At 73.6% G+C, this 13,738-nt stretch carries 11 protein-coding genes; 3 read left to right on the top strand and 8 right to left on the bottom strand.

Translation table 11 applies throughout. The features are described 5' to 3' along the window. Window positions 1-7 precede the first annotated feature (7 nt). Complete coding sequence (locus AB0K43_RS06655) at window positions 8-649, top strand: TrmH family RNA methyltransferase (protein WP_363636736.1); 642 nt, start codon at window positions 8-10, stop codon at window positions 647-649. A gap of 30 nt (window positions 650-679) precedes the next feature. On the opposite strand, the gene AB0K43_RS06650 is transcribed toward AB0K43_RS06655, so the two are convergent. The 5 genes from AB0K43_RS06650 to AB0K43_RS06630 form a co-directional block, all read right to left on the bottom strand. Then, window positions 680-1,990, bottom strand: coding sequence for a peptidoglycan-binding protein (locus AB0K43_RS06650; protein ID WP_363636498.1), 1,311 nt, complete (start codon window positions 1,988-1,990; stop codon window positions 680-682). A gap of 110 nt (window positions 1,991-2,100) precedes the next feature. Next, window positions 2,101-2,973 (bottom strand): pyridoxamine 5'-phosphate oxidase family protein, encoded by an 873-nt coding sequence (locus AB0K43_RS06645; RefSeq protein WP_363636496.1) that lies wholly within the window; start codon window positions 2,971-2,973, stop codon window positions 2,101-2,103. Beyond that, complete coding sequence (locus AB0K43_RS06640; protein ID WP_363636494.1) at window positions 2,973-3,452, bottom strand: VOC family protein; 480 nt, start codon at window positions 3,450-3,452, stop codon at window positions 2,973-2,975. Before AB0K43_RS06640 ends, AB0K43_RS06645 begins: the two co-directional genes overlap by 1 nt. A gap of 112 nt (window positions 3,453-3,564) precedes the next feature. Then, window positions 3,565-4,524 carry a hypothetical protein gene (locus AB0K43_RS06635; RefSeq protein ID WP_363636492.1) on the bottom strand — a complete coding sequence of 320 codons (960 nt, stop codon included), beginning with the start codon at window positions 4,522-4,524 and terminating at the stop codon, window positions 3,565-3,567. Window positions 4,525-4,848: 324 nt separating this feature from the next. Further along, window positions 4,849-6,999 (bottom strand): protease pro-enzyme activation domain-containing protein, encoded by a 2,151-nt coding sequence (locus AB0K43_RS06630; protein WP_363636490.1) that lies wholly within the window; start codon window positions 6,997-6,999, stop codon window positions 4,849-4,851. Between the two features lie 200 nt (window positions 7,000-7,199). On the opposite strand from AB0K43_RS06630, the gene AB0K43_RS06625 reads away from it, so the two are divergent. Next, window positions 7,200-7,745, top strand: coding sequence for a CGNR zinc finger domain-containing protein (locus AB0K43_RS06625; protein WP_363636488.1), 546 nt, complete (start codon window positions 7,200-7,202; stop codon window positions 7,743-7,745). A gap of 6 nt (window positions 7,746-7,751) precedes the next feature. On the opposite strand, the gene AB0K43_RS06620 is transcribed toward AB0K43_RS06625, so the two are convergent. Beyond that, complete coding sequence (locus AB0K43_RS06620; protein ID WP_363636486.1) at window positions 7,752-9,233, bottom strand: FAD-dependent monooxygenase; 1,482 nt, start codon at window positions 9,231-9,233, stop codon at window positions 7,752-7,754. Between the two features lie 120 nt (window positions 9,234-9,353). Here AB0K43_RS06620 and AB0K43_RS06615 point away from each other — a divergent pair, with 120 nt between their 5' ends. After that, complete coding sequence (locus AB0K43_RS06615) at window positions 9,354-10,586, top strand: glycosyltransferase (protein ID WP_363636484.1); 1,233 nt, start codon at window positions 9,354-9,356, stop codon at window positions 10,584-10,586. A 13-nt stretch (window positions 10,587-10,599) separates the two neighbouring features. Here the strand turns inward: AB0K43_RS06615 and paaN are convergent, their stop codons facing one another. Both paaN and AB0K43_RS06605 read right to left on the bottom strand, forming a co-directional pair. Then, entirely contained in the window at window positions 10,600-12,300 is a 1,701-nt protein-coding gene (paaN, locus tag AB0K43_RS06610) for a phenylacetic acid degradation protein PaaN (RefSeq protein ID WP_363636481.1), read from the bottom strand. A 145-nt stretch (window positions 12,301-12,445) separates the two neighbouring features. Next, window positions 12,446-13,714: a hypothetical protein gene (locus AB0K43_RS06605; protein WP_363636479.1), complete on the bottom strand. Its 1,269-nt coding sequence runs from the start codon at window positions 13,712-13,714 to the stop codon at window positions 12,446-12,448. Between the last annotated feature and the right edge of the window lie 24 nt (window positions 13,715-13,738).

Below are 13,738 nucleotides of genomic sequence, written 5' to 3'. Positions count from 1 at the left end.
GACGGGTGTGCCCCTGACGGGCGAGCAGTACGACGAGGCCTTCGCACCGGACGACCGGGAGATCGGCGTCGGCCCGCACCCGCGGCCCTGGCCCGACGGGGTGCGCTACGACCCCGCGCTGCTGGCCGACGGCGACCGCCGCAACGTGGTCGACCGCTACCGGTACTGGACCCACGAGGCGATCGTCGCCGACCTGGACACCCGGCGGCACGGCTTCCACGTGGCGGTGGAGAACTGGCAGCACGACTTCAACATCGGCTCGGTGGTGCGCACCGCCAACGCCTTCCTCGCCGAGCAGGTCCACATCGTCGGCCGGCGGCGCTGGAACCGGCGCGGCGCCATGGTCACCGACCGGTACCAGCACCTGCGCCACCACGAGGACGTGGCCTCGCTGGCCGCCTTCGCGGCCGAGCGCGGGCTGCCGCTGATCGGCATCGACAACCTGCCGGGCGCCGTGCCCATCGAGACCTTCGAGCTGCCCGAGCGCTGCGTGCTGCTGTTCGGCCAGGAGGGCCCCGGGCTGACCGAGGCCGCCTGGGAGCACGCCAGCGCGGTCTGCTCGATCGCCCAGTACGGCTCGACCCGCTCGATCAACGCGGGCGCCGCCGCCGCGATCGCGATGCACTCCTGGGTCCGGGTGCACGGCTGATCGCCCGGCGGCGCCCGCCCGGCGGCCGGCTCAGCCGAACAGGAGCCGCCAGGTGTCCTGGCCCGGGTAGCCGTCGGCCTCGGTGCCGCGCCAGCCCTGGGCCAGCTGGAAGGCCTGGGTGCCGAGCCGGTCCGCCTCACCCCAGTCGGGGCTCGGCCCGACCGTGTAGTAGTGGCCGAAGCCCTTGCGGACCAGCTGCTCGCCGAGCTGCTGGACGTACCCGTTGACCTGGCCGGGGCCGAAGGCGGCCGGGCCGGGGAAGGGCGGGACGGCCGGCGTGGGCGGCGTGGCCGGGGGCGGCGCCGGGGCGGTGGCCGGCGGGATGTCCTGGCCGGTGCCGTGGACCAGGCGGTCCCAGGTGTCCTGGCCCGGGTAGCCGTCGGCCTCGGTGCCGCGCCAGCCCTGGGCCAGCTGGAAGGCCTCGGTGGCCCTGCGGTCGGCCTCGCCCCAGGCGGGGCCCGGGCCCACCTGGTAGAACCGGCCGCCGCCGCGGCGGACCAGCAGCTCGCCGAGCCGCTGCACCCGGGCGTTGGACTTCCCCGGGCCGAAGGCACCGCTGCCGGGGAAGGCGTCCGGGTCCGCGGGTGCGGGTGCGGGCGCCGGGGTCGGTGCCGGGGCCGGGGCCGGGGTGTTGAGCCCGCGGTAGCGGTAGGGCAGGTAGGACCCGGAGTTGTTCCAGTACGCGTACGGGGTCGCCCGGGTGAGGGTGGCCGGCCGGGTCTGCTCGTACGCGGTGTAGCGGGTGTGGGTGGCGTCCGTCCAGCCGCCGAAGAGCACGGCGTGCGAGCCGCCGCCCGGGTCCGCGGGGTTGTTGTGGAGCAGCACGTCGCCGGGCTGGAGTTCGGCGGGGGCGATCCGGTCGGCGAAGTCGGGCAGGGTCCAGGTGGTCTGACTGCTGCCCAGGCCCCAGGCCATCGAGACGAAGCCCGAGCAGTCCTGCCGGTAGCCGTCGCTCCAGTAGCTGGTCATGCTGTACGGCACGTGCCGCGCGAGCCAGCGCTCGGCGCGCGCCATGACCTCCGCGCGGGTGGTGGCCGGGGTCGCGGCCCGCAGCCGGGTGCCGAGCGACTGCGCGCCGTAGAGCCCGCTCACCTCGCCCTGCGGGGCGTCGGGTATCTGCCCGGAGCTGTCGCCGGGGGCCCGGGCGGTGGCGGTGCCCGCGCCGGCGGCCCCGCCGAGCACGGTGGTGACGGTGGCGAGCAGGACGGCGGCGCGGCGGGCGCCCCGGGCCGCCCGGTGGCCGCCGTCCTCGGTCCGGGCGGCGTGCAGCCGGGCCCGGCGCCGGGCCCCGCACCCCGGGCAGGCGCAGCCGTCGTCCGGCGGGGTCTCGGTGAACTCCATCAGCACGGTGATCCCTGTCCTTCCGTCGTGGGAGTGCTCATGCATTCCACGACGGGCTGAGGGAATATCAGCTGAAGATATAACAAAACGGACGTGGGGTGGCCGCCGGTTCAGTGCTCGGCGGTCTCGATCCAGGTCAGCGCGGTGGCATGGGGGAGCTGGACGGTACCCAGCACCCGGTAGTCGACCAACGGGGCGGCCGGGTCGCTCCAGTCCACCCGGGCGGTGCCGGTCAGCAGCAGCGCGCCGCCGCCCTCCCAGTCCGGCAGCAGCAGCCCGGCGGCGGGGTTGAGCTCCAGGTTGCCCAGGGTCATGAACATGGTGTTGCCGGGGTACTCGGGCCAGCTCAGCCGGTCCGGGCCGAGCACGGACAGGAAGCCGGGCGGCCCGCCGCGGTGCGAGGCGTCCACCGTGCCGGCGGGGTCGGCGGTGGCGATGAAGAAGGTGTCGGCGGTGGCCGCGGCCAGCTGCTGGGGGAGCGTCAAGGCGGTGCCCGCGGTGACCGCGCCGGCGGCGGTGGGGGCGGGGGCGTCCAGCGGGCTGCGCCGGTGGATGTGCTTGGGGCAGTTGGCGTACACCTGCTCGGCGGCGACCAGCAGGCCGCCCCGGCCGTCGGGGGCGGCCCGGCCGTTGACCCGCATCCGGCGGCGGCCGGCCGGATCGAGCGCGATGGTGCCGACCTCGGCGGGCCGCTCCAGCGCCTCGGCGAGCGGGTCGCCGGGCCCGGGGCGGGCGGCCACCGCGAGGGTGCGCTCGTCGGCCGCCCGCAGGAAGCCGGCCGGGCCGCCGAGCAGGGTGGCCCAGAGCCGGCCCGAGCGGTCGGCCGCGCCCAGCACCAGGGTGCGGCGCTCGGCCAGGAAGCGGGCGGCCACCGGTGGGATCACCGCGCCGATCGAGCGCCCGACGTGGTCGGCCCGCTCCAGCATCCCGGTGCGGCGCTGCACCGCCCGCTCCCCGAGGTGGTAGTGCCCGGGCGCCGGCATCAGAAGAACCCGCAGGTGGGAGCCTCGCCGCTGGGCGCCTCGGCGCCGGTGTCGGCGACCCCGGTGAGGGTGAAGACCTCCAGCCGGATGCCGTCCGGATCGGCGAAGAAGACACCGCCGGACGGCGCGCCCTCGGAGTGCGGCACCACGCCCTCGTGGGCGAACTCGGCGCCCAGCTCGCGCAGCGTGCGCTCGGCGTCCCGGACCTCCGCCAGCGAGTCGACCTGGAAGGAGAGGTGGTGCAGCCCGGGCCGCCCGGCGTCGAACGGGCCGGTGGACTGCTGCCAGAGGGTCAGCACCAGCCGGCCGTCACGGCCGAGCAGGGCGTACCGGCGCTCCGGGTCGGTGCCCTCGGCGGCCACCTCCAGGCCGAGCAGGCGGCGGTAGAACGCCGAGGAGCGGTCGAGGTCCGTGACGTTGAGGCCGATGTGGCCGGTCTGCAGGGTGGGGAGGACGGGTGCGGCGGTGGTACCGGACATGCGGACACACTCCCAGGGCGGGTCGGCTGGACCGTGCTAACCATTACTGACGACAGTAGGGGTTAGTGCGCCGGGCGTCAAACCATTCCGGAGTTGTGTACCGGTTAGAATCTCACTCCCACTGCCAGCGGATCCCGACCTGGCCGGGCTGCTGGTCCGGGGAGAGCACATGCGCACTGGCCGAGGCGCCGATCCAGAGCTGCTGGTGGTGGCGGTCCACCTCGGCGCCCGGGTCGCGGTCGAAGCGCTCGCAGTGGGCGGGCACGGACGCCGGGTCGAAGTGCACCTGGAGCACGTACTCGCGCACCGGTGCGGCGAAGAACCGCCCGTAGTCGGTGGTCGGCCCGGTGCCCGGGATCTCCACCTCGTACTCGAAGACGGTGGAGTCGCCGAGGCCCAGCGGACGGTCCAGCAGCAGCTCGGCGACCAGCAGGCCGTTCTCCGGCCGGCGGCGGACCCGGCCGAGCCGGGCGTGCCGCACCGAGGTGATCTCCGGGCAGCCGACCGCGCCCTCGTCCGCCTTGTGCACCACCACCAGGCGGGCCACGTCGGCCACCGTGGCCCGGACGACCTGGCGCATCCGCAGCAGGTGGCCGCGCCGGCCGGCGTCGACGAAGTACGAGTCGTGGATGGACAGCCGCTCCAGCTGCCCGGTGGGCGGGGCGTCCAGCTCCACGAAGACCTCGCTGATCTCCTGCTCGCCCGGCCAGACGTCCTCCACCCGCAGCGCGTCGGGGCAGGCGGGGGTGACCCAGCGTCCGCGCGGCCGCGGCGGGCCGAGCTGCGCCGTGAGGGCGTCCGTGGGCAGGCCGAGCAGCTGCTCCAGCAGCAGGACGGCGCGCAGCGAGGTGGCCCGCTCGGGCTGGCTGCGCCCGCGCCGCCAGTAACTCAGCGTGGTGACGCTGACCCTGACACCCTGTTTGGCCAGCGCCGATCTGATCCGGTCGAGGCTGAGCCCACTGGCCTCGATCGCGACGTTCAGGGTCTCGGCGAATCCGCTCGCCGCCGCGGGCGGCGGCGTGGTCGGGGCGGCCTGGCCCGGACCGGCGGGCGCCGGGCCCGGGGGGTTCACCGCCCCGCTGTCCCGTCGGCCTACCAATCGGAGGCGACCCGTCTGCTGCGGTTGCTGCGATCCCATCCCGACACCTTCCCCACCAGGTGAGTTCGGCGGGTCCAGCCCGGCGCGCACCTGCGCCGGGAGTTGTGCCACCGAGCTGTGGGAACCCTACGCACGGCCCGAGGTTACGTCATCAACTTGGACATATGACAGTGGTCACGACAAGGAATCGGAAAAACAAGCGATCTTGAAACATTGCGGAAACAACAGCACCCGCCCGCGACCGCCAGGTCGGGGCAGGTGCTGAGGTCTAAACCACATCGACCTGCTGAGCGAAAGTCAGGAAATGCTCAGCGCGGCGTCGTCGACCACAAAGCTGGTCTTCAGCGAGGAGTCCTCGACGCCGGTGAACTTCAGCGTCACGGTCTGCCCGGCGAAGGCCGACAGGTCGAAGGTCTTCTGCACGTACCCGGTGGCCGCGTTGGCGTTGGAGTAGGTCGCCAGCGTGGTCGAACCGGCCTGCACGGTCAGCTTGTCGTAGGCGGTCGAACCGGTCTCGGCGGTGTCGATGTGCAGCCAGAAGCTGAAGCTGGCCTTGCAGCCGGCCGGGATCGACACGGTCTGCGACAGGGTGTCGGTGTGGGCGGAGCCGTAGCCGTCCATCCAGGCCTTCCAGGAGCCCGCGTGGGCGGCCTCGCCGGAGGCGTTGTCGACCACGCCGCTGGAGGCGGTCCACGGCGCGGCGGAGCCGGTCTCGAAGCCACCGTTGCCGATCAGCTGGCCGGCCGTGCAGCCGCCGGTGGGCGGGGTGGTGGTGCCGCCGCCGAGCAGCGCGGTGGTCAGCTGGTCGGCGACCGGCGTGCCCCAGCCGGTGACCTGGTCGTAGCCGGCCTTGGTCGAGAAGTCCTGGTTCTTGCCGCTGGTGACGTCGTGGAAGACCGAGCCGTAGCTGCTGCTGTTGGCCAGCGCGTAGAGCTTCGGGTTGGCCTCGCCGAGCACCGCCGCACCGGCGGCCTTGGCCTTCTGGTTGTACAGCGCGGCGTAGCCGGACCACAGCGGGGCGGCCGCCGAGGTGCCGCCGTAGACCTGCCAGCCACCGGCCGTGTAGATGGCGAAGCCGCTGGCCGGGTCGGCGTTGGAGGAGACGTCCGGGACGGTGCGCATGGTGCCGCTCACCCCGGTGCCGGTCTGCCAGGCCGGCTTGGCGAACTGGGTGGAGACGCCGCCGCCCGCGGTGGACCATGCGCTCTCCGAGGAGTAGGCGTTGCCGCTCACCTTGAGGTTGGTGCCGCCGACACCGGTGTTGTACGGGCTGGAGGCCGGGAAGTCGACCGCCTTGACCGAGGAGCCGCTGTCCGAGCGGGTGCAGTCGCGGGAACCGTCGTCACCGGAGGCGGAGAAGATCGATATGCCCTGGGCGGCGGCCTGCTTGAAGGAGTTGTTCACCGCGTTCATCGAGGCGGGGGTGGTGTCCGGCTCGCAGGAGCCCCAGGAGATGGAGATGACCGAGGCCCGGTTGTCCGCCACGATCTTGGCGGCCATGTCGATCTCGCCCTGGTCGCTGTTGGGGGCCTCGTAGACCAGCTGGGTCGCCTTGGGCGCGGCGCCCCGGACGATCTCGCTGTCCAGCTCGACCTCGCCCTGGCCCTCGCCGGGCTTGCTGTCGTAGGTGGCGCCGTCCACCGAGACGGTGCTGACCGCCGGGCCGGTCAGGCCGTACTGCGAGTCGTAGGTGGTCAGATTGGTGGACTTGTAGCCGTCGAACTCCCAGAGCGCGACGTTCACCCCGGTGCCGTCGGCGCCGACCTTGCCGAGGTTGTAGGCACCGTCGTACTGCGCCGGGCCGAAGCCGCTGGGGGCGGCCTTCGGGGTGGCGCCGTTCGGCTTGGCCAGCTGGGCCTTGCGCACGGTGTGGTTGTTCAGGCCGAGGACGCCGTCGACCACGCCGGCCAGCGCGGTCGGCACCGAGGCGGCGGTGTCGTTGGCGAAGAAGGACCGGTTGCCCTGGGCCGGGTCGGTGTACGAGCTCTCGTGGGTGCCGAAGGCCTTCGCCAGCTGCTCGGCGGTGCCCTGGGCGTTCACCACCTGGCGGTTGGCGCTGACCGAGGAGACGCTCAGGCCCTGGGAGGCCAGGAAGGCGCGGACCTGGTCCACGTCGGCCTGGGTCGGGCCGAAGGCGGCGGTGAACTGCTCCGGCGTGAGGTACCGGCCGTAGTCCTTGCTGCCCGGGGTGGACACGGCGGTCAGGAAGCGGTCCAGGTCGGCGGTGTTGCGCAGCTTGAGGCTGACGGACACCGAGAGCTGCTGGGCGGCGGGGACGTCACCCTGCTTCTGCGAGCGCGCCACGGCGGGGGTGACGGTGGCGGGCAGCGAGACGCGGGCGGCGGCGTTGGGGACCGGCGCGGCCTGGGCGGTGGAGACGCCCAGGGAGATGGCGGTGAGCGGCAGGACGGCGATAGCCGCGGAAAGGGCGAGCGAGCGGGGTCGCACGGGCTCCTCCGGAAAGTGTGGGGCGTTCCGGGTTCGAAAACGCTGGCCAGACTTTCGCAGAGAATTCAGGGGTATAGGCCCATGGCCGGGCAATTGCTTACTAAAAAACAGTCAAGTGTGGAAGTCGAATTCATCAACAGAATTCTGCGCCAGGAATACAGTGAATATGGTTCGGGTGGAACAGAGTTACACTCGGCGGCATGGCTGACCCCCGTGACCCGCGCCCGCTGACCGGCGAACCGCTCTCGCTCGATCTGCTCAACACGCGCTGGGCCGGCACCCCTGTCAACGACCTGCTCGCCGACCTCGACGGCTACCGGACCTGGCTCTCCTCGGTCGGCCTGGCGGAGCGCTGTCCGGCCGACCCGGCGGGCCTGGAGGCCGTGCGGGAGGCCCGGGAGGCGCTGGCCGCGCTGGTCGGGGCGGCCGAGCGGGAGCAGCCCGCCCCGCTGGACGGGCTGAACCGGGTGCTCGCCCACGGGCGGCTGCGCCACCGGCTCGGCGAGCGCGGCCCGCAGCGGTCGGTCGAGGTCGACGACCCGCACCGGCTGGCCGCCTGGCTCGCCGCCGACAATTATCTCGACCTGCTCGACCAGGGGGCGCACCGCATCAAGGCGTGTGCCCACCCCAACTGCATTCTTCACTTCTTCGACACATCCCAGAACGGCCGCCGCCGGTGGTGCTCGATGGCGCTCTGCGGAAATCGGGCAAAAGCCGCCCGGCACTACGAGAAGGCCACCCGCTGAGCGGGCTCACTCCTCGGGCAGGCCCAGCCACTCGGTCAGGGCCGTCCGCAGCTCGCCGAGGGTGGGGTCGACGGCCGCCCAGGCCGCGTAGCCGTCCGGCCGCACCAGCAGCACGGTGTCGCGCAGCTTGCCGTGCGGGTCGGCCGGGGCGGCCGTGACCACCCGGCCGGCCCAGGGCTCGGCCACCGACAGCTCGTCGTTGCTGATCAGCACCGCCCGCCCGGCGCGCAGCGCCTCGTACAGCCGGGCCGGGCCGCCCGGCTGGTCCACCGCCAGGCGCAGGTCCGGCAGCCGGCGCCCGGCCAGCGGGTGCGCCTGGGGCGGCGCGGGGTAGCGGACCGCGAGTCCGGAGACCTGCCGGGCGCCGATCCGGGCGGCCGGGCCCAGCCGGTCGGCCGCCGAGGTCAGCGCGGTGCGCAGGGCCCGGGCCGGGGCGGAGTGCGCCAGGGCCACCCGGATCAGCGCTCCGGAGCTGCGCAGCACGGCCCGGCCCACCGGGTGCCGTTCGGTCTGGTAGGTGTCCAACATGGCGTCAGGGGCCCAGCCCTGGAGGGCCGCGACCAGCTTCCAGCTCAGGTTGGCGGCGTCCTGCAGGCCGGTGTTCATGCCCTGGCCGCCGGCCGGCGAGTGGCAGTGCGCGGCGTCCCCGGCCAGGAACACCCGGCCGGAGCGGTAGTTGGGGACCTGGCGCTCGTCGCTGTGGAAGCGCGACATCCAGCGCGGGTCGTGCAGGCCGAAGTCCTGGCCGAGCACGGTGCGGGTGAGCTCGGCCAGCTCGGGCAGGGCGACCGGCGCGCTGTCCGGCAGCTGCCGGTGCCGGTCCCAGGCGATCACCCGGTACCAGCCGTCGCCGAACGGGGCCAGGAAGGCGAAGCCGGCCTCGGTGGCACCGACCGTGAGCACGTCGGCCGGCTCGCGCTCCAGCCTGACGTCGGCCAGCAGCACCGAGTTGACCACCGACTCGCCGGGGAACGGGATGCCCAGCAGGTCGCGGACCCCGCTGCGGACGCCGTCGGCGCCCACCGCGTACCGGGCCCGGTGCTCGCTCTGCCCGTCGGCGCCGGTGCAGGTCAGCGTGACCCCCTGGCCGTCCTGCCGCAGGCCCACCACCTCGGTGCCGCGCAGGATGGTCGCCCCGGCCTTCGCCGCCCGCTTCTGGAGCAGCCGCTCGGTGGTGGACTGCGGGGTGATCAGCACGAACGGGAAGCGGGTCGGCAGTTGGCCGAGCTCCACCCGCAGCCGCCCGAACAGCCGGAGCGAGCCGAGCGCGGTGCCTGCGGCGACCAGGTCGTCGGCCAGCCCCCTGGCGTCGAGCTGCTCCAGGGTGCGGGCGTGCACCGCGAAGGCGCGGGTCAGGTTGGACTCCGTGGCGCGCTTCTCCAGCACCGTCACCCGCAGTCCGGCGCTCGCCAGGTCACCGGCCAGCAGGAGCCCGGTGGGGCCGGCGCCCACGACCAGCACGTCGGCGGTGAGCTGCTTGTCTGACATCGGCCATCTCCCCTTGATCGGCAGGACAACTCGGTACGCGGGACGGAGCCGGGGCGGTTTTCAGCGTGCTCTCAGCCTCCCATCATCGCGGCCCCATCAGGGGCTGTGAATGTCCTTCCCATGACTCAGCCCATGACGCACGGCGCGGCCCTCGCCGATCCGGCGACCGCCGACCGGCACCGGCCGCACGTCGGCACCGTCGAGGTGGTCGTCCCGGTCTACAACGAGGAGCACACCGTCGAGCAGTGCGTACGCCGCCTGCACGCCTACCTCGCCGAGACCTTCCCCTACCCCTACCGGATCACCGTGGCGGACAACGCCAGCACCGACGGCACCTGGGCGGTGGCCGCCGCGCTGGCCGCGGAGATCCCCCAGGTGAACGCCGTCCACCTGGATCTCAAGGGCCGCGGCCGGGCGCTGCGCGAGGTCTGGGGCCGCAGCGAGGCGGACGTGGTGGCGTACATGGACGTCGACCTGTCCACCGGCCTGGAGGCCTTCCTGCCGCTGGTGGCCCCGCTGCTGTCCGGCCACAGCGACCTGGCCATCGGCAGCCGGCTGCACCGCGGGTCGGCGGTGGTCCGCGGGCCCAAGCGGGAGTTCATCTCGCGGACCTACAACCTGCTGCTGCGGGCCACCATGGCGGCCAAGTTCTCCGACGCCCAGTGCGGGTTCAAGGCCGGGCGGACGGCGGTGGTCAAGCGGCTGCTGGACGAGGTGGAGGACAACGCCTGGTTCTTCGACACCGAACTGCTGCTGCTGGCCGAGCGCTCCGGGCTGCGGATCCACGAAGTCCCGGTGGACTGGGTGGACGACCCGGACAGCCGGGTGGACCTGGTCCGCACCGCGCTGGACGACCTGCGCGGGATGGCCCGGGTGGCGCGCGGCGCGCTGGCCGGGCGGGGCCGGGTGGAGCTGCTTGAGCGCGGCCGCCGGGAGCAGCTGCCGCCGGGCCTGGGCTGGCAGTTGGCGAGCTTCGCGGTGGTCGGCACGCTCTGCACGCTGGCGTACGTGCTGCTCTTCCTGGGGCTGCGTCAGCTGCTGCCGGCGCTGCCCGCCAACGCGCTGGCGCTCGGCGCCACCGCGGTGGCCAACACGGCGGCCAACCGCCGGTTCACCTTCGGCGTGACCGGTCGCCGGGACGCGCTGAAACACCAGCTGGAGGGTGGTGCGGCGTTCCTGCTGGGCCTGCTGCTGAGCAGCGGGGCGATCGGCCTGCTGCACCTGCTGCGGCCCGGTGCGGCGCACGCGGCGGAGCTGGCGGCGCTGGTGGTGGCCAACGCGCTGGCCACCCTGGCGCGCTTCCTGCTGCTGCGGATCTGGGTGTTCAACCCCGGGCGCGGGGCCCGGGGTTGAACACCAGGTCGGCTCAGGCCGGGCGGCGGACCTCCACGGTGCGGAACCGGTTGGCGACGAACGCGCCGTCGCAGTAGGCCGAGTTGGCCGCCGGGTTGGCGCCGGTGCCGTGCAGGTCGGAGAAGGCGGCGGTCTGGTTGACGTAGACCCCGCCGGTGAGGTTGAGCGAGAGCGAGACCCCGCCGTCCAGACAGGCCTGCACCAGCGCTGCCTCGACCTGGTCCGAGACGGTGTACGCCCCAGCGGTCATCGCGCCCTGCTCCTGGGCGCTGCGGCGCAGCAGCTCCACGGCCGCCTCGGTGGAGTCCACCGCGACCGCGAACGAGACCGGGCCGAAGCACTCGCTCATGAAGGCCGTCCGGTCGTCCGGCTTGTCGGCGTCCACCTTGATCATGGCGGGCGTGCGGATGGTCGCCCCGGGGAACTCGGCGGACTCCACCACCCTCGGGCTCAGGGCGAGTTCGCCGTACTCGCCGCCGGCGGCCGCGACCGTGCGCTGCAGCACGCCGGGGTTGACCACGGCGCCGAGGACGGCGGCGGCCCGGGCGTCGTCGCCGAGCAGGCCCTCGATCGCGGCCGCCAGGTCGGCGACCAGCTCGTCGTAGGACTTGCTGCCCTCGTCGGTGCGGATGCCGCCGCGCGGGATCAGCAGGTTCTGCGGGGTGGTGCACATCTGGCCGCTGTAGAGCGAGAGGGCGAAGGCCAGGTTGGACAGCATGCCGCGGTAGTTGTCGGTGGAGTCGATCACCACCGTGTTGAGGCCGGCCTTCTCGGTGTACACCTGGGCCTGGCGGGCGTTCTCCTCCAGCCAGTCGCCGAAGGCGGTCGAACCGGTGTAGTCGATCATCTTGATCTCGGGCCGGACGGCCAGCACCTTGGCGACCGTGCCGCCGTCGTGCTCCGCGGCCAGGCACACCAGGTTGCGGTCGAAGCCGGCCTCGGCCAGCACGTCGCGGGCGATCTCGACGGTGAGCGCCAGCGGGAGGACCGCCCGCGGGTGCGGCTTGACCAGCACCGGGTTGCCGGTGGCCAGCGAGGCGAACAGGCCCGGGTAGCCGTTCCAGGTCGGGAAGGTGTTGCAGCCGATCAGCAGCGCCAGGCCGCGCGGCACCACGGTGAACTCCTTGACCATGGTGAGCGGGTCGCGCTTGCCCTGCGGCTTGGTCCAGCCGGCGCTGGCCGGCAGCCGGGTCTGCTCGGCGTACGCGTAGGCGACGGCCTCCAGGCCGCGGTCCTGGGCGTGCGGGCCGCCGGCCTGGAAGGCCATCCCGTAGGCCTGGCCGGTGGTGTGCATCACCGCGTGCGCGAACTCGTGCGAGCGGGCGTTGATCCGGGCCAGGATCTCCAGGCAGACCGCCGCCCGGGCTGCCGGGGTGGCCGCCGCCCAGCCGGGGCGGGCCGCCTCCAGCGCGGCGATCAGCGCGTCCGGCTCGCCGTGCGGGTAGCTGACGCCGAGCTCGATCCCGTACGGCGAGGCCTCGCCGCTCACCGGCTCCCCGGAGGTGGGCTGGCCGTCGATCGTGAACAGCCGGCCGAGGCGGGCCTCGAACGCCGCCTTGCCGTCCGCCGGGCCGCTCTCGCCGTATGCCTTCGGGAACTCCGGGTAGGGGGACCAGTAGTCACGGCTCTTGATCGCGTCGAGTGCGCGGTCGAGGGTGTCCTGGTGGCGTTCGATCAGTTCGGCGACCGAGGGGGTCGGGGTCGCAGCAGCCATGGTGCGCTCCTCACAGGGGCAGGCGGGACACACCTCAGAGTAACCGAACGATCGGTCGGTGCAAGCCCCTGTGGCCGGTTCGTCGCCCCGGCGCGGGCGCACCGACGGCGGGCCGGCGGGCCGACGGGCCGACGGGCCGGCCGGGCTACGGGATGCCGAGTTCGAACAGCACGTAGCCGGCGTACCACCCCGAGGCGACCGCGGCGGTGCCCAGCACCACCGCGAGCGAGGGCCGCGACAGCCGGCGCAGCGCCACCGCGATCGGGACGAACAGCGGGAAGGCGGGCAGCAGGTAGCGCGAGGTGTTGCCGAAGATCTGCTGGCTGCCGAGCACCAGCACGACGGTCACCACCGTGTAGACCACCAGGAAGGCCGGCGGGCGCAGCCGGATCAGCAGCGTCAGCAGGATCGGCAGCGTGATCACCAGCAGGATCCCGATCAGGTCCTCGGTGGGGTAGGCGAACAGGTAGCCGTTGTGGCCGAGCAGCACCCCCTCGAAGACGTCCCGGGTGTGCGCGCCGGCGTCGAAGAAGTGCAGCCAGGCCCCGCGCTGGAGCTTGAAGTAGCCGCTCAGGTCGCCCATCTGCCAGCCGACCCAGGCGATGTAGCCGAACAGACCGACCGGGGCGACGGCCGCGGCGGCGAGCGGGCCGAGCACGCCGTCCCGGCGCCGGTACAGCGCGATCAGCGCGGCCACGCCGACGGCGGCCACCAGCGCGGCGGCGGTCGGCCGGTTGAGGCCGGCGATGAAGGTGGTGGCCCCGGCGGCCGCCCAGCTGCGGTCCAGCACGAACCAGCAGGCCCAGACCGCCAGCGCGACGAAGAGCGAGTCGGAGTAGACCGCCCACTCCGCCCCGGAGCCCGGGAAGACGCCCCAGACGGCCGCCGCGATCACCCCGGCCCGGCGGTCGGTCAGCCGGGCGGTGAGGGCGTAGATCCCGGCCGCGGCGGCGAACGAGGCCAGCACCGAGACCAGCATGCCGGCGCCGTACGAGCCGAGCCCGGTGCCGGCCGAGACGATCCGGATCAGGCCCGGGTACAGCGGGAAGAAGGCCGAGGAGTCCTGCTGGTAGGACCAGATCTGGCCGACCAGCGGCGTCAGGTGCGGGTGGTAGCCGTTCTGTGCGACCTGCTGGTACCACCAGCCGTCCCAGCCGCCGAGCACGTCCCAGGGGTGGGTGCCGCCGCCGAACCGGTGGTCCTTGGTGAGGTACTCGCCGGACCACTCCAGCAGCCACATGAACACGGCGAAGCCGATCAGCTTCACGGCGCCGTAGAGCCCGAGCGCCGGCCCGTACTCCCGGGCCGCCCGGGCACCCCTCGCCCGTAGCGCCGCGGCCCGGCCGGGCGCCGGCCCGGTCGAGGCGCCGGCCTGCGGACGGGCCTCGACGTCCGCGTCGGTAATCACGCCCATGGGGATGTGGTCCTGACTTCCGCT

Origin of the sequence: Kitasatospora sp. NPDC049258, from assembly GCF_040678895.1 — a bacterium.
Lineage (GTDB): Bacteria > Actinomycetota > Actinomycetes > Streptomycetales > Streptomycetaceae > Kitasatospora.
The sequence above is the reverse complement of the archived record's forward strand: the minus strand, read 5'-3'. Positions and strand labels throughout refer to the sequence as shown.